The sequence below is a fragment of the Micromonospora ureilytica genome (assembly GCF_015751765.1).
Lineage (GTDB): Bacteria > Actinomycetota > Actinomycetes > Mycobacteriales > Micromonosporaceae > Micromonospora > Micromonospora ureilytica.
In genome coordinates this window covers 2,769,995-2,793,147 of the sequence record NZ_JADOTX010000001.1, presented here as the reverse complement: position 1 = coordinate 2,793,147, position 23,153 = coordinate 2,769,995, and the positions used below count along the sequence as shown (strand labels likewise).

21 protein-coding genes are annotated in these 23,153 nt (G+C 70.2%); 14 read left to right on the top strand and 7 right to left on the bottom strand.

Features of this window, described 5'->3' with window-relative positions; translation table 11 throughout:
- Window positions 1–137: 137 nt before the first annotated feature.
- Together IW248_RS12470 and IW248_RS12465 are read right to left on the bottom strand one after the other, a co-directional pair.
- A complete protein-coding gene (locus tag IW248_RS12470; protein ID WP_196927118.1) occupies window positions 138–3,602 on the bottom strand; it encodes an alpha-glucuronidase family glycosyl hydrolase in 3,465 nt (1,154 codons plus the stop codon).
- A 147-nt stretch (window positions 3,603–3,749) separates the two neighbouring features.
- Window positions 3,750–4,832: a LacI family DNA-binding transcriptional regulator gene (locus IW248_RS12465; RefSeq protein ID WP_196927117.1), complete on the bottom strand. Its 1,083-nt coding sequence runs from the start codon at window positions 4,830–4,832 to the stop codon at window positions 3,750–3,752.
- 185 nt (window positions 4,833–5,017) lie between these two features.
- On the opposite strand from IW248_RS12465, the gene IW248_RS12460 reads away from it, so the two are divergent.
- From IW248_RS12460 to IW248_RS12445, 4 genes are read left to right on the top strand one after another with little or no spacing between them, the layout of a single operon-like run.
- Entirely contained in the window at window positions 5,018–6,238 is a 1,221-nt protein-coding gene (locus tag IW248_RS12460; RefSeq protein ID WP_196927116.1) for an ABC transporter substrate-binding protein, read from the top strand.
- On the top strand, window positions 6,235–7,347 hold the full coding sequence (locus IW248_RS12455) for an ABC transporter ATP-binding protein (RefSeq protein WP_196927115.1): 1,113 nt from the start codon (window positions 6,235–6,237) through the stop codon (window positions 7,345–7,347). Before IW248_RS12460 ends, IW248_RS12455 begins: the two co-directional genes overlap by 4 nt.
- On the top strand, window positions 7,344–8,237 hold the full coding sequence (locus IW248_RS12450) for an ABC transporter permease (protein WP_167493079.1): 894 nt from the start codon (window positions 7,344–7,346) through the stop codon (window positions 8,235–8,237). The genes IW248_RS12455 and IW248_RS12450 overlap by 4 nt, the downstream gene beginning before the upstream one ends.
- Window positions 8,237–9,127, top strand: coding sequence for an ABC transporter permease (locus tag IW248_RS12445; protein ID WP_196927114.1), 891 nt, complete (start codon window positions 8,237–8,239; stop codon window positions 9,125–9,127). Before IW248_RS12450 ends, IW248_RS12445 begins: the two co-directional genes overlap by 1 nt.
- Here IW248_RS12445 and IW248_RS12440 read toward each other — a convergent pair.
- Complete coding sequence (locus tag IW248_RS12440) at window positions 9,105–10,655, bottom strand: gluconokinase (RefSeq protein WP_196927113.1); 1,551 nt, start codon at window positions 10,653–10,655, stop codon at window positions 9,105–9,107. The genes IW248_RS12445 and IW248_RS12440 overlap by 23 nt on opposite strands.
- A 182-nt stretch (window positions 10,656–10,837) precedes the next feature.
- Window positions 10,838–11,029, bottom strand: a complete 192-nt coding sequence (locus IW248_RS12435) for a hypothetical protein (RefSeq protein WP_196927112.1) — start codon at window positions 11,027–11,029, stop codon at window positions 10,838–10,840.
- A 498-nt stretch (window positions 11,030–11,527) separates the two neighbouring features.
- Between IW248_RS12435 and IW248_RS12430 the strand changes: the two genes are divergently transcribed.
- Together IW248_RS12430 and IW248_RS12425 are read left to right on the top strand one after the other, a co-directional pair.
- Window positions 11,528–11,788, top strand: coding sequence for a hypothetical protein (locus IW248_RS12430; RefSeq protein ID WP_196927111.1), 261 nt, complete (start codon window positions 11,528–11,530; stop codon window positions 11,786–11,788).
- Between the two features lie 53 nt (window positions 11,789–11,841).
- Window positions 11,842–12,609, top strand: coding sequence for a class I SAM-dependent methyltransferase (locus tag IW248_RS12425; RefSeq protein ID WP_196927110.1), 768 nt, complete (start codon window positions 11,842–11,844; stop codon window positions 12,607–12,609).
- Between the two features lie 16 nt (window positions 12,610–12,625).
- On the opposite strand, the gene IW248_RS12420 is transcribed toward IW248_RS12425, so the two are convergent.
- The 3 genes from IW248_RS12420 to IW248_RS12410 all read right to left on the bottom strand — a co-directional run bounded on the left by IW248_RS12420 (window position 12,626) and on the right by IW248_RS12410 (window position 15,236).
- The gene (locus IW248_RS12420) at window positions 12,626–13,339 is read right to left on the bottom strand and encodes a hypothetical protein (RefSeq protein ID WP_196927109.1); all 714 of its coding nucleotides are present in this window, start codon (window positions 13,337–13,339) and stop codon (window positions 12,626–12,628) included.
- Between the two features lie 107 nt (window positions 13,340–13,446).
- Window positions 13,447–14,109, bottom strand: a complete 663-nt coding sequence (locus IW248_RS12415) for a response regulator (protein WP_196927108.1) — start codon at window positions 14,107–14,109, stop codon at window positions 13,447–13,449.
- Window positions 14,106–15,236 (bottom strand): sensor histidine kinase, encoded by a 1,131-nt coding sequence (locus IW248_RS12410; RefSeq protein WP_231396286.1) that lies wholly within the window; start codon window positions 15,234–15,236, stop codon window positions 14,106–14,108. The genes IW248_RS12415 and IW248_RS12410 overlap by 4 nt, the downstream gene beginning before the upstream one ends.
- A 142-nt stretch (window positions 15,237–15,378) precedes the next feature.
- On the opposite strand from IW248_RS12410, the gene IW248_RS12405 reads away from it, so the two are divergent.
- The 8 genes from IW248_RS12405 (at window position 15,379) to IW248_RS12370 (ending at window position 23,022) form a co-directional block, all read left to right on the top strand.
- On the top strand, window positions 15,379–16,371 hold the full coding sequence (locus IW248_RS12405; RefSeq protein WP_196927106.1) for a carboxymuconolactone decarboxylase family protein: 993 nt from the start codon (window positions 15,379–15,381) through the stop codon (window positions 16,369–16,371).
- Window positions 16,372–16,382: 11 nt separating this feature from the next.
- Window positions 16,383–16,835, top strand: coding sequence for a DUF6220 domain-containing protein (locus IW248_RS12400; RefSeq protein WP_196927105.1), 453 nt, complete (start codon window positions 16,383–16,385; stop codon window positions 16,833–16,835).
- Complete coding sequence (locus tag IW248_RS12395; RefSeq protein WP_196927104.1) at window positions 16,832–18,571, top strand: multicopper oxidase family protein; 1,740 nt, start codon at window positions 16,832–16,834, stop codon at window positions 18,569–18,571. The genes IW248_RS12400 and IW248_RS12395 overlap by 4 nt, the downstream gene beginning before the upstream one ends.
- A 45-nt stretch (window positions 18,572–18,616) precedes the next feature.
- Window positions 18,617–19,015 carry a VOC family protein gene (locus IW248_RS12390; RefSeq protein WP_124821119.1) on the top strand — a complete coding sequence of 133 codons (399 nt, stop codon included), beginning with the start codon at window positions 18,617–18,619 and terminating at the stop codon, window positions 19,013–19,015.
- A 28-nt stretch (window positions 19,016–19,043) separates the two neighbouring features.
- On the top strand, window positions 19,044–19,487 hold the full coding sequence (locus IW248_RS12385) for an OsmC family protein (RefSeq protein WP_196927103.1): 444 nt from the start codon (window positions 19,044–19,046) through the stop codon (window positions 19,485–19,487).
- A 58-nt stretch (window positions 19,488–19,545) separates the two neighbouring features.
- Complete coding sequence (locus tag IW248_RS12380; protein ID WP_196927102.1) at window positions 19,546–20,631, top strand: hypothetical protein; 1,086 nt, start codon at window positions 19,546–19,548, stop codon at window positions 20,629–20,631.
- Window positions 20,632–20,817: 186 nt separating this feature from the next.
- Window positions 20,818–22,224 (top strand): glycoside hydrolase family 62 protein, encoded by a 1,407-nt coding sequence (locus tag IW248_RS12375; protein ID WP_196927101.1) that lies wholly within the window; start codon window positions 20,818–20,820, stop codon window positions 22,222–22,224.
- A gap of 183 nt (window positions 22,225–22,407) precedes the next feature.
- Complete coding sequence (locus tag IW248_RS12370; RefSeq protein WP_196927100.1) at window positions 22,408–23,022, top strand: dihydrofolate reductase family protein; 615 nt, start codon at window positions 22,408–22,410, stop codon at window positions 23,020–23,022.
- Window positions 23,023–23,153: the final 131 nt, after the last annotated feature.

Sequence of the window (23,153 nt, the reverse complement as noted above, 5' to 3'; positions counted from 1 at the left end):
CGGCAACGAATCCCGCTCGGGGGAGCACGACCGGGCCCGTCCCAGCTGGGGACGGGCCCGGTCGCGGCTTTCGGTGCAATCCATCGAGCCGCACGGTGGCCGGGTCCGGCGTATCACCGGACCCGGCCACGTTCGGGCTAGCGGATGCGCTCGCCGCGGCTCTCGATCCGGAAGTAGTCGAAGGCGACGTCGAGGTCGGTGGAGGTGCCGGCCCGGTTGAAGGCCAGCAGGCCGGCCTTCGTCGACTCGACGTTCAGCGTCGTGGAGCCGATGTAGCGGTAGACGCTTCCGTCAATGGAGTAGTAGGCGCGGTAGCTGTCCCCGATCTTGGTCAGTCGGAGCCAGATGGCGCCGTCGGCCCCGACGATGCGCTGGGCGTCGGCACCGGTGATCTCCAGGGTCGACGCCGTGCCGTTCTGTTCGCGCAGGAAGACGATCCGGGTCTTGTTGACGGCCGCTGTCGCGTTGCCCATCTCCCAGGCGAGCTTCACGTAGTTGTTGTCGTCCGCGTACCCGAGAACACCGCCCTGCTCGTTGTTGGTGGCGAGTGGGCGGGAGAAGACAACCCTGGACTCGACCGTCCAGTCGCCGTCGACGTCCTGGAGGGCGAGGTTCCTCGCAGTGTTGGCGTTGCCCTGGAGGTCGCCCTGCTGGGCGGTGATGACCAGGGACCCGTCGGCCAGACGCCGGGTGCTCTCGTCCGGCCGGACCCACTGCCACTGCGGGCCGAGCTGGGTCGAGTCGAACTCGTCGCTGCCCGCGCTTGTGGTGTTCAGGTCCACGGTGTAGACCGACGAGGCCCCGCCGTTCGTGACGGTGACCCGAGCCTGCCCGGTGGGGCTGGTCGCCTGCTCGACAGCGACCGAGGCGGCGGGGTCCGCGGCGCTGGCGGTGACCGTCGGCACGGTCGTGGTGCCGGCCGGCCGGAGAGCGTTGTAGCGCAGCACCGTCGGTGAGAAGGACGCCAGGCGCTTGCCGTCGACACGCAGGGTCGTCAGCGTCGTGTCGGGCACCAGGTTGAAGACGTAGTTCTTCACCAGGGGGCCGAAGAAGCTCTCGGTCGTGACCTTGACGACCGCCTGACCGGGTACGGCGGACGCCTGGGAGACGATCTCGTAGCGGGCCTTCCGGTCGGCCGTCCGTACCTTGGTGATGGTCGGCGACGCCCCGGCCGGCACCGGGATGGTGTACGAGGCGTCCGACAGGTTGAAGCCGCCGAACGTCTTCCCGTTCACGACGATCTTCGCCGACAGCGGCGCGTCGTCGACCGGGATGTCCCGCCCGCTGAACTCCTTCCAGTAGTTCACCGAGGTGTCCCGCCAGTCGGCGGCGTCGGCCTCGTGGACCGCCAGCTTGGCGCGTACCTCCGTGAACCGGCGTGCGTCGATGTCGGGCTGGAGCGTCTCCCAGGTCTCCCGCATCCAGGTCACGTACTGGACGCCCATCTGGTAGCGGTAGACCAGCTCGTCCCAGAACGTCCGGCCGCTGTCCATCCGATGACCCCACGGCACGTGGTGGAACCACATCAACAGGTTCTCCGGGACCGACTTGATGTTCCCGTAGCGCTGCTGCAACCGGGGGAAGTACTGGGCGGCCAGGTTGCTGCCGGTGGGGGATCGGTCGAAGCCCAGACCGACGCTGTCGGCCTTGTTGTAGTAGATCGGGCTCCAGTCGTCGCGGCCCGCCCAGTCGGCCGGGTCGGGACGGTAGTGGACGCCCTCGGCGAACTGGTGGCCGATGCCCAGCGGCGTCTGGTAGCTGACCAGCGACTCCCACGACCCCATCATCATCGCGCGGATGGTGTCGACGACGCGCCGGTCGTTGCTCCAGGTCATCCGCGTCCAGTCGGTCGCGATGTCCGTCGAGTCGAGCGTCCAGTCCCACGCCTGACGGCCGAACGCGAAGAGGTTCGCTTGGCCGAAATGGTGCCCGGTCAGGTTGTCCGCGTTGCCGAGGTTCGCGACACCCACGATGGCGGTGTCCGGGTGGTGCTGGGCGGTCCCGTCGACGATGTTGCCGACCAGGCGCTTCTTCAGCAGCTTCCCGTTCGCGTCGGTCGCGTACGTGTCGGTCTTGAGGATCTCCTCGTACATCGGGCCGAGGTAGGCCAGCATCCAGTTCTGGCCGGTGTACTCCTGTGTGATCTGGAGTTCCAGGGCCTGGTTGGTGTTCTCCATCCGGCCGAACATCGGGTGGATGGGCTCCCGGGCCTGGAAGTCCAGTGGCCCGTTCTTGGTCTGCAGGAACACGTTGTCGGCAAAGCGTCCCCGGCTGCCGTCCGGCTGGACCTCGTCGTCGATCGGCCCGAACTCCAGGTAGGCCCGCTTGAGCCGGTCGTTGTCGACCTCAGCGTTGTAGACGAACGTCCGCCAGTGCACAGTCATCCCGAGCGGCGCCACTGCGGCGGCGATGGCGTTGGCGCCGTCACCGTGGTCGTACCCGAAGTCCTGTGGCCCCGGCTGACCTTCGGAGTTGGCCTTGACGGTGAGTCCCATGAAGTCCGGGATCGCGGCCTGGATCTGCTGGGCGCGGCGGTGCCACCAGCCCCGGAAATCCGCGCCGTACGGGTCGAGCTGGCTGTTGGTCAGCGTGTCCGGCGCGAACCGGCTGTCGGTGGGCGCGGTGTAGCGGATCGACAGGCCCAACCTGATGCCGTACGGACGCAGCGCGTCGGCGAGGGCAGCCTCCTGCGCGATGCGGGCGCTCGTCAGGTACGCGTTGTCGGCGTTGACGTTGTTGATGGTGATGCCGTTGATGCCCAGCGACGCCAACGCGCGGGCCATGACGAGGTAGCGGTCGAGAATGACGGGCAGGTTCCGGCCGGCGCTGGCACCGGTCGCGGCGAAGTTGAAGATGGCCCCGCTCTCGCCGTTCAGCCCGCCGATTCCGGAGGCGTTGTTGCCGGCGTAGAGCCGCTCGGTCTCCCAGTTGTTCAGCAACCGATGCTTGATCTTCGGTGACTCGGCGACGCGGAGGTGGTCGATCGGTTTCTGGGTCTGCAGGAGCCGGAGGAAGGCGAAGGTCCCGTACAGCGCGCCGAGGTCACTGTTGCCGGCGATGACGGTGAACCGCGCCCTGCCCCTCGACACCGAGCGGACGAGAAAACCCTCGTCGCCCACCTTGGCCAGGTCGCGGGCCGCAATGGTGCGGCCTATCAGCGGCGAACTCGTCGGCGTGCCCACCACGACCGCGCCGTCCGGGACCGTGCCGGCGTCGGCCGTCGTCACAGGTGTCGGCTGACCGAGCAGCCCGCCCAGGCCGCGTACCAGCTCGTCCCGGGCGGCGCCCAGCGTGGTCTCGACGAGCTTCTCACCGGAACCGGGAGCCATGGCGAGGTCCGTCGTGTGCCGGTGGACCTTCGTGGCGTCGGCGTTCTCGACCACGATCGCCGTGGCCGCGCGGCGGTAGTCCTGCAGCAGCTTCGCGTCGTCGACAGGCACATATCGCAGCCACAGGTCGGAGCCGCTGTAGTCGTCCGGCGACGACGGGGCCGCTGCCACCGGTGCGGTGGTGGCGACCGTGAGGGTGGCCGCGACGGTGGCGAGGGCCGTGCCCAGCACGATGAGGGTTCGCCGTAGCCGGGGCACCGAAGCTCGGTTCATCGCCATCTCCTCGTTCGTCCGCTGGGCACGCCGTTCGGCCCGTCCCGCGAGCGCAACGACGTTGCTGGATGGATGCGCGTCGATCCTTCCCGGCGCGGCAGCGCCGCGGCAACGAGTTGTCGTTTCTTGTCGCGGGGCCGTGCGGCCTCAGAGCAGGCGGGCCGCCGGGTCGGGCGCGGTCCGCTGCCGCGGCCACTGTGGTCGGGCGCGACCGGGGCTCGGGTTGCGCGCGGCCGTCGAGCCGCGGACGACGAGGCGTACCGGCAGGACCATCGGCCGGCCGGTGTGCCCGGGCGCCCCCTCGATCATCGTGAGCAGGTGCCGGGCCGCGGCCGAGCCCTCCGCGTAGAGCGGTGCCGCGACGGTGGTGAGCCCAGGAGTGACGATGTCGGCGGCGAGGATGTTGTCGAAGCCCACGACGCTGACGTCGCCCGGTACGTTGACGCCCATCCGGCTGAGACCGCGGATGATCCCGATGGCCATCTGGTCGTTGAAGGCGAGGACCGCCGTCGCGGGACGTGCACACAGCTCCTGCGCGGCCCGCTCACCGCCCGCCATGGTGGGGCTGAACGGCCCGATCTGGCGAACCTTGATCTCCAACTCCATGCCCGCCTCGAGCAGCGAGCGCCAGCGGATGCCGTTGGGCCAGGACGCCTGCGGACCCGCCACGTAGGTGATGTGGTCGTGCCCCAGCTCGCCGAGGTGCTCGGCGGCCCGCCGCACCCCACGGGGGTCGTCCGTGACGACGCAGGGCACGTCGGCGAGAGCCCGGTTGAGGACCACCACCGGCCGCTGCTTGGCGATCATCCGGATGGCCGAGTCGGACATCCGGCTGCTGGCCAGCACGATGCCGTCGACCGTCGACATGGTGCGTTCCACAGCCACCCGTTCCAGCCGGTCGGACTCCTGGGCGTCGATCAGCACCATGGTGTATTCGCCGTCGGTCGCCGCCTCCTGCGCGCCGCGCACGATCTCCGCGTACACCGGGTTGGTGATGTCGGCGATGACCAGCGCGATCATCTGCGTGCGGGACGTGGTGAGGGCACGCGCGAGGGGGTTGGTCCGGTAGCCCAGCCGCTCGGCGACCTGCCGGATCCGCTCGGCGGTCTCGGAGTTGACGCGACTCGGTCGGGAGAAGGCGCGGGACACCGTGGACGGTGAGACGGCCGCCTCGAGGGCGACGTCGTAGATCGTGACTCGCTGTCCCGGCGGCCTGATGTGGTCGGGCATCTTCATGCTCCTCCCGGCAACGCGCCGTGATCATGGTATGGCGGCGGTGAATACTCGGCAATGCCCCCGCAACAATCCAGCGGCCCGATCGCATTCGCGCGAGGCAATACATGGCAACCCGTTGCCGCCGCGGCGCGCCGGCTGCCTCAATCAGCGGGGATGACACCTGGCGGAGGGAACGGCTCATGGGTATCTCGCGGCGCGGCGCTCTCCTGGGTACGGCATCGTCGCTCCTGGTGGGCGCGGTCGGGTGTGGTGCGCCCGAGGCCCCCGGCGACACCACCGGCGACAGCACCGGCGAGGTGCCACAGCGGCCCGGTAAGGCCGTCACGCTCAACGTCCTCGACGTGGCGGGCAACCTCCAGCTGACCCAGGCGATGATCGACGAGTTCGTCTCGAAGAACCCCGACGTGATCTCCCGGGTGACCTACTCGAAGGCGCCGGCGCCCGAGCTGGCCGGAAAGATCAAGGCCCAGCAGGGTGCGGACCGGGTGGACATCGGTCTCGTGCTGACCGGCGTCGACGGCCTGGCCGCCGGGATCGAGCAGGGGCTCTGGATCGACGTGTTGCCGACCTTCCAGGACCGCCTCGGCGGCATGAGCAACTACCTGGAGCCGGCCGCCGCGATGCAGAAGCTCGCCGGCAACGCGGGCGTCACCGTGACCTACTACCCGTCGGGTCCGCTGCTCGAATACCTGCCGTCCCGCCTCGCCTCGCCCCCGACCAGCGCGGACGCGCTGCTCGCCTGGGCCGGGGCCAACCCCCGGAAGTTCCAGTACGCCCGGCCGGCGAACTCCGGCCCGGGGCGGACGTTCCTGATGGGTCTGCCCTACATCCTCGGCGACTCGAACCCCAAGGACCCCACCGCGGGATGGGACAAGACGTGGGCCTTCCTCAAGGAGTTGGGCCAGTACGTCGACTACTACCCGTCGGGCACCACCGAGACGATGAAGAACCTCGCCAACGGCACCGCGCACCTCATCGTCAGCACGACCGGATGGGACATCAACCCGCGGGTGCTCGGCACGGTGCCCAAGGAGGCCAGGATCACCCCGATCGACGGCTTCCACTGGGTCACCGACGCGCACTACGCCGTCCTGCCCAAGGGCGTGTCGACCGACACCCAGGCCGCGGTGCTGGCCCTGCTGGCGTTCATGCTCACCCCTGAACAGCAGGCGAAGGCGTACGACGAGGGCTACTTCTACCCGGGCCCGGCGATCAAGGAGGTCCAGCTCTCGTCGGCGCCGCAGAAGAGCCAGGACGCGATCCGGGAGTTCGGCCGCCCCGAGTACGACGCGCTGATCGCCGGGAACCCGACCGAGGTCCCGCTCGACGCTAAGAGCCTCGTGGCGGCGTTCAGCCGCTGGGACCGCGAGGTCGGCGGCGGGAAGGTCAAGCAGGGATGAGCGCCTTCTCCCAGCTGCGGCTGGACGGGGTGTCCCGCCGGTTCGGCGGCCAGGCCGCGCTCACCGAGCTGGACCTGACGATCGAGGCGGGGGAGTTCATCGCCCTGCTCGGCCCGTCCGGCTGCGGCAAGTCGACGGCGTTGAACTGCCTGGCCGGGCTCCTGCCGTTGACGGCGGGGAGCATCTGGCAGGACGAACGCCGCATCGACACGCTGCCACCGGAGCGGCGCGGCTTCGGCATGGTGTTCCAAAGCTACGCCCTCTTCCCGCACCTGACGGTCCGGGCGAACATCGCCTTCGGGCTGCGCATGCGGCGGCTGCCCAAGGAGGAGACGCGCCGGCGGACGGAGGAGGCGGTGCGGCTGGTGCGACTGGAGGACCACGTCGACAAGCTGCCCGGTCAGCTCTCGGGTGGCCAGCAGCAACGCGTCGCCATCGCCCGCGCCGTCGTGTTCGAGCCGTCCCTGGTGTTGATGGACGAGCCGTTGAGCAACCTCGACGCCAAGCTACGCCTGGAGATGCGGACCGAGATTCGCCGGCTGCACCAGTCGCTGGGCCTCACCACCGTCTACGTGACCCACGACCAGGAGGAGGCGCTCTCCCTGGCCGACCGGCTGGTGGTGCTGCGGGAGGGGCGGGTGCAGCAGATCGGCTCGCCGCGCGAGTTGCACACCCGGCCCGCGAACTGGCACGTCGCCGACTTCATGGGCTACCGCAACCTGTGGCGGGGGCGGGTGGAGCAGCTCGACGGCGACCGGGCCACCGTCGAGGCGTCCGGCCATCGCCTACTCGGCGAGGTGGTGGGGGACCTCCAGATCCGGGCGGACGCCGTGGTCGCCGTACGCCCCGAGGACATCCGCGTCGACGGGCCCGGCGAGACCCGCAACGCCATGTCGGCGACCGTCGAGGTGGTGGAGTACCAGGGCCGCGAGTTGGCGGCCGAGGCCCGCACCGACACCGGGCTGCTGCTGCACCTGCGGACCGAGCAGCGGATCGCACCCGGCGACCAGGTCAAGCTCGCCGTCGACCCGCAGCGGCTGCTCGTCTATCCCGCCGACGCGTCGACGCAGCCCGACCGCCTCCCGGACGCCTCGGCGGCGACGCGGTGAGCGGCGCCGGGAGGCCGCTGACGCACTGGCGCCACCGTCTCGCCGAACGGGGCGTCGATCGTCAGCTCTGGTTGCTGGTCCCGGCCCTGGTCTTCGTCATCGCCCTGTTCCTCTACCCGTTCTTCTACGGGCTGACGCTCTCGTTCCAGCCGACGAAGGGCGGGCCGTTCAGCGACTACGCCCGGTTCTTCTCCGACTCCTACGAGCGGGGCACGATCTGGATCACCCTGCGGATCGCGTTGCCCGCCGCGCTCCTGAACGTCCTCGCCGCGGTGCCGATCGCCTACCGGATGCGCGGCCGGTTCCGGGGCAAGCGGCTGGTCACCACGCTGCTGGTCGTGCCGATCACGCTCGGCACTGTCCTCACCGCACAGGGGTTGCTGAACTTCCTCGGCCCGACCGGCTGGTTCAACCGGATCCTGCTGGCCAGCAACCTCGTCGACGAGCCGGTGCGGCTGACCCACAACTACTGGGGTGTGTTCTTCTCGCTGGTGATCACCGGCTTCCCGTTCGCGTTCCTGCTGGTGCTCTCGTACCTGTCCGGCATCGACCCGACCCTGGAACGGGCGGCCGCGACGCTGGGCGCGGACTGGCGTCGCCGATTCACCCGGATCACCCTGCCGTTGCTGATGCCCGGCCTCGCCACGACCTTCTGCCTGACGTTCGTCCTGGCGTTCAGCGTGTTCCCGTCGGCGGTCCTGGTCGGCAACCCGGCCGGGGAGACCCGGGTCATCTCCCTCGCCGCCTACCAGGCGGCCTACGAGCAGTACGACTACCCGTACGCGTCGGCGATCGCCATGATCATGGGCTTCGTCGAGCTGGTCATCATAGCTGTGGTGCTGGCCGCTCGTAGCCGCTTCTACACCGGCTCCACCGGAGGCAAGGGCTGATGGCAACGACCACCCAGGCGCCACCGGCGCGGCCCCCCGCCACCAGCACCGACCGGCGGCGGCGCATCGTCGCGCGGCCGGCCGCCTGGATCGTGTGGGGCGTCGTCATCTTCTTCTTCCTCAACCTGCTGGGCGTCGTGGCGTCCGTGCTGGTCAGCTCGTTCGGCCAGCGCTGGTTCGACACCTGGCTCCCGGACGGCTACACCACCAGCTGGTACACCCGCGCCTGGGACGAGTTCGCGCTCCTCCAGGTCATCGTCGTGACGCTGGAGGTCTCCGTACTCGTCGTGGGCCTCTCGCTGGTGATCGGCGTGCCGGCCGCCTACGCCCTCGCGCGGCGCTCCTTCCCGGGCAAACGGCTGATCTTCCTCGTGTTCCTGCTGCCCATCCTGATGCCCCCGATCACGTACGGCATCCCGCTGGCGACAGTCCTCTACAAGTTCGGCCTGGCCGGGCACATGTCCGGGGTGGTGCTCGCCAACCTCGTACCGTCGGTGCCCTTCGTCATCCTGACCATGACCCCGTTCATCGAGCAGATCGACCCGCGGATCGAGAGCGCGGCGCGCATGTGCGGCGCGGGCCTGCGGACGGTGTTCCTCCGGGTCCTCACGCCGCTGCTCGTGCCGGGCATCCTCGCCTCCGCGATCCTCGTGCTGGTCCGGACCGTGGGCATGTTCGAGCTCACCTTCCTGACCGCGGGGCCGGACTCGCAGACCCTGGTGGTGGCGCTCTACTACTCGATGTCCGCGTCCGGGATCAGGGCCCAGCAGTCGGTCGACGCCATGGCGGTCATCTACACCTCGATGATGCTGGTCCTGCTCGTCGTCGCGCTGCGCTACGTCAACCCGACCCAGCTGGTGGCGCAGGTCAAGGACGAGCCGGAGCACTGAGGCCGGCGCCGGCGTCGAGGATCTCACCCAGCCGGCCCGCGACCGTGAGAAGCGCGGGCAGTTTCGTCCGCAGGCCGCGGTACGCCGCGGCGAGGGCACTGTCGACCGCGATCGGCTCGGCGCGGGCGCCCTCGGGATCGAGCTGGGCGACGGCCCCGGGTAGATCGGGCGCCAGGCCGATGGCGAAGAGCCCGAGCGCGGCCGCGCCGAGGGCGACATCGTCGGCCACACTCGACGCCCGCACCGGGCAATCCAGGACCGCGGCCATCACCGCACGCCACAGCGGAGATCGGAACGCGCCACCGGCCAGGCGAACGCTGCTGACCGGTGTCAGCTCGGCCAGGCGGTCACGGACGCCGCCGAGCTGGAGGCAGACACCCTCCACGGCGGCCCGTACCAGGTGACCCCGAGAGTGCTCGCTACGCAACCCCAGGTACGCGCCCGGCGGGCCCGATTCCCCCTCCGAGGCCCGGTCGGCCAGCAGATAGGGCAGCATCACCAGTCCGTCGCTTCCCGGGGCGATCCGTTCGGCGAGAGCCAGGAGTTCGGGCGCGGCGAGCTGGTCATCGGACGCCGGGCGACTGTCGGGTTCGAGGGCGCTACCGGCCCACCGTACGACGTTGCCGCCGTTGTTGACCGTCTCGCCGACAACCCACGCGTCCTCGGTCAGTGCAGCGCAGGAGAAGGTCTCCGCCGGGTCGACGAGCGGAGCCGCGACGACCGTCCGCAGGGCCCCGGTGGCCGCGAGCGTCAGACCGGCGACGGTGCTGTCGATCGCCGCCATGCCCAGGCTGCTCGACGGACCGTCACCCGCGCCCACGACGACAGGTGTGCCGGACGGCAGGCCGACGGCCTGCCCGGCCGCCGAGGAGAGCCGCAAAACGCCTGTCGTGGGCAGGACCGGAGGTAGTTGCCTGCCGGACACCCCGACGAGGTCGAGTATGCCCGCGCTCCACACCCGACGGTGGACGTCGAACAGGCCGGTGCCGGACGCCGACGACAGCTCGGTCACCAACGTTCCGGTCAGCCGATGGACCAGGTAGTCCTTCAGGCCGATCCACCACCGCGTCGCGGTGCAGAGGTACGGCTCGTGGCGGGCGAACCACAGGAGTTTGCAGAGCGGGCTTCCCGGGTGCACTGGCGTGCCGGTAAGCCGGTGCAGCTCCCGGCTCTGCCCGGAGACCCGCAGGTCACGGGCCACCTCCGCGGACCGCGTGTCACGCCCGGTCAGCAGCGGCGTCACCGGGCTGAGTGTCTCGTCCAGCCCGATCACGCCGTACCTCGGGGAGCTAAGCGCGAGGGCGACGACCTCCGCCCCGGCGGTGTCGGCGACACAGTCGGACACCGCTGCCAGGGTGGCCGCTACCAGCACGTCGGGGTCCTGTACCTGCCAGCCGGGCAGCGGTTGGAGCAGCGGGTACGCCCGCGTCCGGACGTGTCGGGCGGAGCCGTCCAGCGCGAACGCGCCCGCCCGCACTGCGGTGGTGCCCACGTCGACCCCGAGGATGAAACGACGCTCCGGCCCCATGAGCACATGGTCGAGCGGCGTTCAGCGGGTGGGCAAGCGGTTGCGCGCAGTTGTCCTGTCGTGTGCCACGAGAACCGGCACGCTAGAGCCGAAGCGCCTCACCCACCCGGCACCGGACGGTCTGAAGTCAGACTGAGACTTCCTCGTGCCGGGGGCGCTCTGCGTTCTGGCCCGAGTTGGCGTCAGTCCTCGTCCGTCGGGCTGGGGCGGTTCTTGGCGATCCAAGCTCGAACAGCCTTGCCATCCCAGACGCGGCCCATGCTCAAGGTGGCGAGGGGGTCGGGGAATCCCTTGCGGCCCACGATGATCGTGGCGCGCTGCTTGCTGATCCCACCAAGCAAGTCGCGGATCTCATCCAGCCCAAGCAGCTCCACGATCTGACGGTATGAGCCCTGGGGATTGCCTCAGGACAAACTGGGAGGGACAACCCCTACGGGGGTTGCCTTCGTGCAACTCCCCGTGATGCCATGGGTGAATGACCCGACGCGTCACTTTCGCGGAGTATCTGACGGCCGTAGCCCTGACCCTGGCTCGCAGGCATAAGCCGGTGTGGTCGTGGATCAAGTGGCGGAACGTCTGCAAATGCGGAAACGAGCTGCCGTGTCGCGCCAGACACAAGATCCCGATCAACCGGGGCCACTGGCCAGGTGAGAGCTGATGAGCGCACACGGACCGGTCCTCCCGCTGTGGCTGTGCGAGGCCTGCGAGCGCCCTTGGCCATGTCCCACACGCCGCGCGGAGCTGCTGGGGGAGTACGCCACCTCGCCGGTGGCTCTCCGGATTTACCTGGGATTGCACCTGGTGGCAGCTACGCAGGACATGTCCTGGGCTCCCGCCGACGCTGTGCACCGCAGGTTTCTCGGCTGGCTCGCATGAAGGCCGGCGACTTGTTGATCGTGGGGCGAGAAGCCAGCGTGCAGTTCATCCGCCCCATCCGGTTCCGCGTGATCCGCGTACTCGACTGGATCACCTACGACGAGTGGATCTGGCTCGACGGGTACCAGCTCGACGACCGAGGTGACGCAGTGGCGCGACGGTCGATCTTCGTCATGAAGGCAGGGTTACGCATCCAACGGCGGACCGCCCCAGCGGGTGTGCAACCGAGGCGGTCCAGTTCGCGTATGCGGGCCTAAGCCGTATCGGCGAGATCGAGCATCGCGACGCGAGTGGTGACAGGATTGTCGCCATGCCTGCTCGCGCACTGAGCTTCGGGATGGTGGCGGAGCAATACGAACGGTACCGACCGGGCTACCCCGCCGAGCTTGTCGACCTGGTCCTGAGCTATGCGGATCGGCCGATTCGGACGGCACTGGAGATCGGCGCCGGAACCGGCAAGGCGACCCGGCTGTTCGCGGGAGCGGGCGTCACTGTCACGGCGACCGAGCCGGACGAGGCCATGCTTGCGGAGCTGCGCAAGCACGTACCGGCAGGCGTCGAGACCGTGCGGGCCTCCTTCGAGGACCTGCGGCCCGGCGCGAAATACGACCTGGTCTACGCGGCGGCGGCACTGCACTGGACGACACCGGATGGCCGATGGTCACGGGTGGCCGCGCTGCTGGAACCCGGCGGGGTGTTCGCCTCGTTCGGCGGACCAACCCAGCTGGTTGACCCGGCGGTGGCGGACGCTGTCTGCGCCGCCCGGGTGCCTTTCCTGGAGAGCGACGAGATCCCCTCTCCCGACGGCACGCCCCCGGGGCAGGCCATGCAGTGGCCGGGAACGGAACTCCAGCGCTCCGAATGGTTCACCGATGTGCGGCAGACCGTGATCGAGCGGCGGCTGACGATGAGCGCGCGCGACTACGTCGGACACCTGTCGACGATCTCGGCGTATCTCGCGCTGCCGACCCCGAAGCAGGAGCAGGTCTTCAGCCAGATCGAGCAGGTCCTACCCGCGACGGTCGAGCTTTCCGCCGACGTCATAGTGCATCTCGCCCGTCGGCGCCCCGAGCAGTAGCCGCCGGCGCGGGCGCTCAGACGAGGAACTCCTCGCGCATCCGCGCGCCCAGGTTGATCCCGCCGACCGCCCGTGCGCTGGCCGGGTCGTGCACGGCGACTGTGTTGTTGCGACGCATCAGCTCCCGGACCGCGGGCGGCAGTCGCGGCGGGTCGTCCATGGCCGCGAGGACCTGCCCGGCACTGACGATCAGTCGGTCGGCCAGGGTGGCGGCGTCGGTGTCCACCCGCACCCGGCCGTACTCCCAGCCGGCGGTGGTCAGGTCGAGCACCTCGAACACCCGGGTCACCAGCGGGTTCGGGTCGGTCACCCGGTCGAGCCGAGGCGCCCGATTACCGAGCACAGTGACGGCGGCGGCCACCTGCGCGTACGGGTGGAAGCCGCACGGCAACGCGAACAGCGGCCAGCGCAGGGCTGGGCCCGCCTCCTTCCACAGCGGCCGGTAGTTACGGCGGTGCACCAGCAGCCGTCGGCCCGTCCGTCGGTGGATCTCCTGGGCCTGGGCCTGAAGGTCCACGTGGGCCTCGTCGGCGACCTGACTCACGATCCGGGTCGCCACCACCAGGCCGTCGTCGCTGTCCAGCGAACCGGTGAGGGCGTCGACCTGCTCGTTGAACCGGACCCGCGCGTGGGGGCCGTACCGGGACTGGACGTCGTGCAGCAGCGCCTGCTGGCGTCCCGGGTCGAGCTGGACTCGCCTACCGCCCAGCAATCGACGGAGCCAACGCATGTCGCCTCGATTCAGCAGAGCCGTCGCGGACGGCGGCAATGCTAGTGCGTCGACCCTCCCTCATGTTCCGAAGGGGGGTCGATCGACTTCGCTCTCGGAGACCGCGATCACCGGCGACGTGGCGTGATCAGCCCCGACTCGTACGCCCACACGACCAGTTGGGCCCGGTCGCGGCAGTACAGCTTCGTCATCGCCCGGTTGACGTGTGTCTTGGCGGTCAGCGGACTGATCACCATGCGCGTGGCGATCTCGTCGTTGGTCAGCCCGCGGGCGACCAGCTCGACGATCTCCTGCTCCCGGGCGGTCAGCACGTCGCGCCCGGCCGTCGGCACGGGCGGCGGCGGGCCGGCCACGAACTCGCTGATCAGTGTGCGGGTGACCGTCGGCGCGAGCAGCGCGTCGCCGCGCGCGACGACGGTGACGGCGTGCAGCAGGTCGGCGGGGTCGGCGTCCTTGAGGAGAAAGCCGCTGGCCCCCGCGCGGAGGGCGGCGAACACATAGGAGTCGAGCCCGTAGTTGGTGAGGATGAGAACGCGGATCGCGGCGAGGTCGGGGTCGGCGGCGATGCGCCGGGTGGCCTCGATGCCGTCGAGGCCCGGCATCTGCACGTCCATCAGGACGACGTCCGGGCGCAGACATCGTGCCAGGTGGACGGCCGAGGTGCCGTCGTTCGCCTCGCCGACGACCTCCAGGTGGTCCTCGGCGTCGAGCAGTGCCCGGAAACCGGCTCGCATCAGCGCCTGGTCGTCGGCGATCAGCACCCGGATCATCGCGGGCCGTTCAGCGGGAAGGTGGCCCGTACGGTGAACCCGTGGTCGTCGTGCGCGGCGGTCCGCAGGGTGCCGCCCAGTGCGCTGACCCGCTCCCGCATGCCGCGTAGGCCCACGCCCGGGGTCAGGGGCTCGGCCGGCGACGCCTGACCGTCGTCGGTGACCGCGACGGTCAGCCCCGCCGGGGCGTACTCCACCTGGATGTGCGCGGTCGCGGGGCCGGCGTGGCGGGCCACGTTGGTGAGGGCCTCCTGGATGACCCGGTACCCGGCCTGGTCGACCTCGTCGGGCAGTTCCCCGCGCTGACCGGTGACGGTAACCTGCACCGGTACGCCGACCGCGCGGGTCCGCTCGGCCAGCTCGTCCACTCGGGCCAGCCCGACGCGATCGTCGTCGGTGGGTGCGCGGAGGACGTCGAGGGTCGTGCGGAGTTCCCGCATCGCGGCGCCGCTGGCCTCCTGGATCGCCAGCATCGTGGTCGACGGCTCCTCGCCGTGTTTGCGGGCCAGGTGCACGGCGATCCCCGCCTGCACCTTGATCACCGAGATGCTGTGGGTCAGGGAGTCGTGCAGGTCGCGGGCGATGCGCAGGCGTTCCTCCCCGGCGCGCCGCAACGCCATCTCCTCGCGGGTGCGTTCGGCCTCGGTCGCCCGCTGTTCGACCTGCTCCAGGTACGCCTGGCGTTGCCGCGTGACGAGCCCGGCGACGTTGGCCGCCACGAACCAGCCGAGCAGCAGGGCCGTCCGCTCGGCGACCAGCTGGCCTGGTCGGCCGGCCGGCGCCATCGAGATGTCGTGGGCCAGGAAGCCACCGAGGAAGGCGAGGCTGGCCACGGCGGCGACCGACCGGTGTCCCTGCCAGGCGCTGACGTAGACCGCGCAGAGGACGGGGAACGCGGCGGACACCCCGGGGTGCACCCGGACGTGAACGGCCAGCATGGCGACGGTGACCACGCCGAGCGCCACCACCGGGTGGCGCCGGCACACCGCCAGGGCCACCACCGTGGCCAGGACCAGGGCGACGTCGAGCACCTCGACCGTGGCGGCGTCCGGGGTGAGCACGGCGTTGCCGAGTAGGAGGACGCCGAGGGCGAGACCGCCGAGGGCGTACGGGAGGTCACGGCGCATGGTCGCACTGTAGAACGGCCGTCGTCGGTGGAGCATCCTGCGCGCGTGGTACCTGCGGCGTACCACGGACGCGGTATGAGCGGCGGGCAAGTGTCTGCGGCGGCGCGACGTTTTCCCGGCTTGCCGGAACAAGCATCGAGCCATGACATACCGCTTCTTCACCCCCACACCGACGAGGGCGGCCACCGGCCGCACCGCGGCGGTCTACCAACAGTTGCGTGACGACTTTCTCGGGCCGTTGCCGACCTTCCAGGCGCTCTCCGTCGTGCCGGATGTGCTGGCCGCCACCTGGGCGCTGATGCGGGAGGCGCTGCTGGCCGGGGACGCGCCCCGGGTCGACCGCGAACTCGTCGCGGCCGCGGTGTCCCGGACCAACCGCTGTCAGTTCTGCGTCGACGCCCACGTGCTGCTGCTGCACGCGCTGGGCGCGCCGAGGCTGGCCGAGGCCGTCGCCCGGGGCGAGACACCGCCCGAGACGAGGCACGCCCAGCTCGTCGGATGGGCGCAGGCGAGCCGTAGCCCCGGAGCCGCCGACTGGACCAGCCCGTACCGCCCGGAGATCACCGGCACCCTGCTCGCCTTCCACTTCATCAACCGGGTCGTCTCGGCGTTGCTCGACAGCGATCTGCTCCCCGGCGGCCTGCAACGGTCCCCACTGGTGCGCTCGGTCGGGGGCCGGCTCTACGCCAAGGCGGCCCGGGAGCCGAAGGAGCCCGGCCGAAGCCTCCCGCTCCTCGACGCCGACGCGACGGCGTCACCTCCGGCGTGGGCGGGGGACAGCCCGGTGGGCGTCGCCTACGCGGCGTTGCGGAACGCCGCCACCCGGGGTGGGGACCTGCTGGGCGACGTGGCACGCCAGACCGTGACGGCCACTGTGCGCTGGGAGGACGGCCGGTTCCCGGCCCGGCCCGCGGACTGGGCCGTCGACCTGGTCCGGGATGTGCCGGGCCGGGACCGCATCGCAACGCGGATCGCGTTGCTGGCGGCGTTCGCGCCCGGCGCGATCAGCCCGGGCGACGTCGCTCTCTGGCGGCTCTCCCATCCGGCCGACGCCGACCTCGTGCGGTTGGTCGCGTTCGGGGCGATCACGGCCACCGACCATGTCGCCAGGGCTCTCGCCTCGGCGCGCCTCTAGGAGGTAACCCCATGCGCAAGGCATTCGTCATCGTCAGCGTCCTGTCGCTCGTCGCGTTCGCCCTGCAGTTCGTCTTCGCGGCCGTTGGCGGGTTCACGAGACCCACCGGCGACGACGCGTACGCGCTGCACAGCGTCAACGGCATGGCGGTCATCCCGGTCCTCACAGTGCTCACCGCCGTGTTCGCCGCGCTGGCGAAGGCGCCGGGAAGGCTCATCGGGCTGGCGATCCTGCCGATCGGCCTCGTCGTCCTCCAACCGCTCATCGCCATGCTCGCCGAGGCGTTCACGGACGCGTCGGGTGTCAGCACCCCGCTCGGCCTGACCATCGGTGGGTTGCACGCGCTCAACGGAATCATCGCGGTCCACGTCGTGGTCGGCGTCCATCGGGGGGCGCGACAGTTGGCCGTCCCGGTGCCGGCTGGCGCGGGTCGGCTGGTCACCCGGGAAGGGGAGCCGGCATGACCACCGGGTCGCTGCTCGTGGCCGATCTCGTGATCGCGGTCCTCGCGGTCGCCGGCTGGCTGGGTGCTGGCGCGGCGTCCGCCGTCCGGCGGCGTCCGCTGGCGCTGGCGCTGGCGGCCGGCGCGCTGCTCGCCACGCTCGCCCGCGCGATCACGATCACCGCGCTCGCCCGCGCCGGCTGGTGGTTCGCCGCCGAAAAGATCTTGATTGCGGGCCCGCTGTCGCTGGCGGCGGTGGGCGTCGCAGGTCCGCGGTTGCTGCGGGTCCCGGTTGACATCCGGGCCGTCGCGGTTCCGCTGCTCTTCGCCGGGTACGCCACGAGCGGCGCCCTGCTCGTGACGATCCTGCACGGCTACCCGGCGTCGGCCGGGGCGGGGCTGCTCGCGGTCGCCGGTGTCGTGACGGCGACGGTGATCTCGGCACGTGCTCTCGGCGCGCGCCCGTCCCGGACGGCGTCCCGGGTGGCCCTCGGGGTGGCGGTCGGCGCGCTGGTGACCGGAACCGGGCTGACCGTCGCCCCGGGCGCCGCTCCCGCCGTACCGCATGATCATGGTTTTCCGGCGACCCGGATCGCCGACGAACCCACCCGGCGGTTCACACTGACCGCCGGCACCGCCACCGTGGACGCGGGTGGCCGGGACGTCGACGCGTGGGCGTTCAACGGGCAGGTACCCGGGCCGGAGCTGACCGCCACCGTCGGCGACGTCCTGGAGGTGACGTTGCGCAACCGGGACATCGGGCGCGGCGTCACGCTGCACTGGCACGGGTACGACGTGCCGAACGATCAGGACGGGGTGCCCGGGGTGACGCAGGCGGCGGTGCGGCCCGGGCAGGAGTTCGTCTACCGGTTCCGCGCCGACCAGGCCGGGACGTACTGGTACCACACGCACTCGGCCTCGGATGTCGGCGTGCGGATGGGTCTCTACGGTGTGCTGGTGGTGCGACCGGGCCCGGTGACCGGCCTCGACGTCACAGTGCCGGTGCACACCCTGGCGGGCCGTCAGTTGCCCGCGCCGAGAGTGGAGCGGGTCGAGGCCGGCGTGCCGGTGCGGCTACGACTGATCAACACCGACAGCACGACGCACCGGTACGCCCTGGCCGGGACCGCGTTCCGGGTGGCCGCGATCGACGGCGTCGACCTGCGGGGCCCGACGCCACTGGTGGACACCGCCGTGCTGATCCCGGCCGGGGGCCGTTACGACCTGGTCTTCGACGCGTCGGCGACCCCGGTGGCGCTGTTCGTCGACGGCCGGGCGGTCTACTCGACCGGCCCGGTGTCGACGGCGACCGGCGCCTGGCCGGTGCTCGATCCGCTCGCTTACGGCGCGACCGCTCCGGCGCCGTGGTCCCGGTTCGACAAGACGTTCACCCTCGTCCTCGACCGCGGCCTCGATCTGCGCACATTCCTGCCGAGGTACGCCCACACCGTCAACGGCGCGGCGGACCCGGACATCCCACCGCAGGTCGTACGCCTGGGCGACGTCGTGCGGTTCACGATCGTCAACCGGTCGCAGATCGTGCACCCGTGGCACCTGCACGGCCACCACGTCCTGGTGCTGGCCCGTGACGGAAAGCCGGCGACCGGGGGCCCGCTGTGGCTGGACTCGTTCGACGTCCGTCCGGGCGAGGTGTGGGAGGTGGCGTTCCGGGCCGACAACCCGGGAATGTGGGCCAACCACTGCCACAATCTGGCGCACGCCGATGCCGGGATGACACTGCATCTCATGTACTCGTGATCGTCCTGCCGGCCGGTGAGCCGCGCACCTGTGCCAAGCTGGTTCATGCCCTTGAGCGCGCATCACCTGAGAGCGTCGGTCGCCGTGTCGGACATCTCGGCGGCGGTCGCGTTCTACGAAGGCAAACTGGGTCTACCGGCGTTGCGGTCCGGGCCGAGCGCGACAGTCGTCGACGGCGGCCGCGTCTACGGTTCCGGTGGTGGCCCGGCGCTCAACGTGTTCCAGTCGGTCACCGCCGGGAAGACTCCGGCAACACTGGCGACGTGGTATGTCGACGACATCGACCAGATCGTCGACGAACTCTCCTCGTCCGGCGTCGAGTTCATCCGCTACGAGCAGTTGACCCACGACGCCAAGGGAATCACCGCGCGGGCAGGTGGTGGGCGCATCGCCTGGTTCCAGGACCCGGATGGCAACACCTTCGCTGTCGAAGCTGACGTTTGAGCCGGGAAGTGTGGGTAGCTTTCCTGTCATGACTGAGGACAGTTTCCGCTCGGTGGAGATCGAGCGCACCAGCCTGGGCAACTACGTCGTGCGGAATGTCCGTGGCGGCTCGGTGTCGCTGGGCGCGGGCGAGGACGCCAGTTTCACGCCGGTGGAGCTGTTGCTGGCCGCCATCGGCGGCTGCACCGCGGTGGACGTGGACCACATCACCAGCCGCCGCGCCGAGCCGACCGAGTTCGCCGTCGCCGTGACCGGTGACAAGGTCCGGGACGAGGCCGGCGGAAACCGGATGCGGAACCTGCGGGTCGAGTTCACAGTGACGTTCCCCGACGGCGCGGACGGTGACCAGGCCCGCGCGGCGCTGCCCCGGTCGTTGCAGCAGTCACACGATCGGTTGTGCACCGTCTCCCGTACCGTCGAGCTTGGCACTCCCGTCGCGATCGTCGACACGGCCGAGGCCACCCGGCCCTGATCCGCGCTGAGCACGGCTACTCAGGGCAGGCATGGTCCGTTCGTGTGAGGGTGACCGCATGCGTCGACTACTGGTGCCACTGCTGATCGTCCTCGCCGTGGCGGTGGGGTGCGCCGCGCCGAACACCCGGCCGGGTCGCACGACCCCGACGGCGGCGGATCCGGTGCCCACCGAACTGCTCGCCGACGGCAGCGTGCCCTGGGCCGACCTGAGGATCACCGGCGAGGACCTCAACGGCCGCCCTGCCGCGCCGAGGAAGCCAGCCACCGGCAGCAAGCCGTGCCGGGCGGAGCAGCTGACCGGCCGGCTCACCACCTGGACGCGGCCCGGCACCGGCGGTGAGACGCCTCGTGGCTTCGACGCCGCCATCGGCAAGCTCATCGGCGAAGTGGACGTGCGGAACTCGTCGACCGTCGAGTGCACGCTGCAGGGCGAGGTGCCCACGACCATGCTCGCCGGTGGGCGTGAGATCCCGATGCTCTACACCCACGGCATCAACGAGGAGGGGCGTACCCGGGTGGTCGCCGTGCCGGCCGGCGGCCACGCCAGCCTGCGCCTCGACTGGTCCGGACCGTTCTGTCAGACCGTGAAGGGGTCGTTGGAGCTCGCGATCGAGCTGCCGCACGACGGCGGCAGGTTGCGCGCACCGGTCACCGCCGACGAGCGTCCGGGCTGTCCGCGGGGGGAGGGGGTCAACCCCCGCGTGCGGGGGACGCTGTCCGCGAGCGCGTTCACCGAGCCGGTGACGGTGTCGAAGCCTCCGTCCTCGCCGCTCGAGAAGCTCACCGTCGCTGTCCAGGGGCCGACGACCGCCGTCGCCGGGTCGCGGCTCACCTTCCGGGTGACGCTCGGCAACCCGACCGACGGCGCCCTCGCGCTGGACCCGTGCCCGGGGTACCTCATGGAACGGTTCTCTCTCGGCGACGCGACAGACGACGCGGTGAACTCGGCCCAGCTGTACCGGTTGAACTGCCGCGCGCTCACGCAGGTCCCCGCCGGTGGCAGCGCCGTGTTCGAGATGGTCGCCGAGGTGCCGGCCTCGATGCGTGCCGGGCGCGAGCTGACGGTGACGTGGAAGCTCTATCTGCCGCACTACGTGCAGGGGGCCAATCAGTTCGGCGTCCTCACCCTCACCGTCGTCTGAGGAGCGCCGCTCCCGGGCCAGCCGCACCGGGAGAGCCGACCGTGGGTGAGAACCAGGGATAGATGTAGTTGAGGGTATGGGAGCGCTCCCGTAACATACCTGTCGCGGCCTGTTAACGCTCACAATCAGTCATGAGCAGTGACCACCACCAATGTGTAGGCCGCCATCCCGCGAGGAGGGTGCTATATGACCAGATCCAGGGCTACCAATGTCGGTCTGGTTGCGGCCGGCGTCGGCTTACTTGTGTCGTCGACAGTTGTCGCAGCGCTGCCGGCCGGCGCCGCGGCTCAGGGTTGTTCGGTGAACTACGCCGTGTCGTCCCAGTGGCAGGGCGGCTTCGGCGCCAGCGTGGCGGTCACGAACCTGGGTGATCCGTTGAGCAGTTGGACGTTGACCTGGTCGTACGGCGCCGGGCAGACGGTGACGCAGGCCTGGAACACGACGCTGACGCAGAGCGGGGCCGCGGTGACGGCGAAGAACGTGAGCTACAACGCTGCGGTCCCGACCAACGGCTCGGTGTCGTTCGGGTTCAACGGGTCGTGGACGGGCAGCAACCCGGCACCGACGAGCTTCGCCCTGAACGGTGTCACCTGCACCGGTGGCACGACACCGACCGACCCACCGACCGACCCACCGACCGACCCACCGACCGATCCGCCGACCGATCCGCCGACCGAGACGTGCAACCTTCCGTCGTCGTACCGCTGGTCGTCGACGGGAGCGCTGGCGCAGCCGAGGTCGGGCTGGGTGTCGCTGAAGGACTTCACAGTGGCCCCCTACAACGGCCAACAGCTCGTCTACGCCACCACCCACGACACCGGGACCAGGTGGGGCTCGATGAACTTCGGCCTCTTCACGAACTACTCGCAGATGGGCTCGGCCAGCCAGAACGCGATGAACAACGCGACAGTCGCGCCGTCGTTGTTCTACTTCGCGCCGAAGAACATCTGGGTGCTCGCCTACCAGTGGGGTGGGCCGGCGTTCTCCTACCGGACCTCGACCAACCCGACCAACCCGAACGGTTGGTCGGCGGCGCAGACGCTGTTCAGCGGAAGCATCACCGGCTCGGGCACCGGCCCGATCGACCAGGCGGTCATCGGTGACGACCAGAACATGTACCTGTTCTTCGCCGGGGACAACGGCAAGATCTACCGGGCGAGCATGCCGATCGGGAACTTCCCGGGCAGCTTCGGCAGCAACTACACGACCATCATGAGCGACTCGACGAACAACCTCTTCGAGGCCGTTCAGGTCTACAAGCTGCAGGGCCAGACCCGCTATCTTATGATCGTCGAGGCGATCGGCTCGCAGGGACGCTACTTCCGCTCGTTCACGGCCACCAGCCTGGGCGGTTCGTGGACCCCGCAGGCCACCAGCGAGAGCAACCCGTTCGCCGGTAAGGCCAACAGCGGCGCCACCTGGACCAACGACATCAGCCATGGCGAGCTGCTGCGCACCAACGCCGACCAGACCATGACCGTCAACGCCTGCAACCTGCAACTGCTCTACCAGGGTCGTTCCCCCAGCTCCGGCGGCGACTACGGCCTGCTGCCGTACCGGCCGGGTCTGCTGACCCTGCAGCGCCCGGTCTGACCAAGATCGACTGACCCGGAACGGGCGGGCTCGGCGTCACGCCGAGCCCGCCCGCACCACGGAGAGCCCAGCCGACCAAAGACGGGTGCGACATACAGCGGCGGGACGGGTCTGTGGCGGTCGAGTTTGGGATGATGCGCCGGTCGATCCACCGACATCACCCGACTCGAAGGGGCCCCCGCGATGGCAAATGTCATCTCCACGCTGTTCATCTCCGCCGACGGTGTGGCCGAGATCGACCCGGACTGGCACTTCCCGTACTTCGACGAGAACATGGGCCGCGCCGTCACCGAGGACTATGACGCCGCCGATGTGCTGCTCATCGGCCGGGAGACGTACGACAGCTTCGCCGGGGCCTGGCCCGGCCGGGAGGCCGCCGGTGGCGAGGACGCGCCGTTCGCCAAGCAGCTCGGCGACATGCGTAAGGTCGTCGTCTCGCGTCAGCCGCTGGAGTTCTCCTGGCGCAACTCGGAGCTGATCGACGGGGACCTCCTCGACGCCGTCACCGCGCTCAAGGCCGATGCCGGTGTCCGGGGGATCCTCATCCCCGGGTCGATCTCCGTGGTGCAGCAACTGCTCGCCGCGGGTCTGGTCGACGAACTGCGCCTGCTGGTGCACCCGGTGGCCGCGCGTAAGGGCCGCAGGCTGTTCGACGAGGGCGATGCGGCGTACCACCTGCGACTTGTGGCTTCGGAGGCGTTCCCGACGGGTGTCCTTCGCGTGATCTACGCGCCGGGCACTGCGCCGGCGCCGGTCGGCTACGACGAGATCACCGACCAGGTGCCGGCCGGAAACTAGGTCGGGTTCGGGGGCGTAAGCACGGCATGCGGGTGGAGTGGAACCGCAGGCAGTCCCGGCGGATCCGGGTCACCGGCGCCCAGTGGTACGCGCGACTGGATTGACCACCACCGATTCATCCCACACTTCGG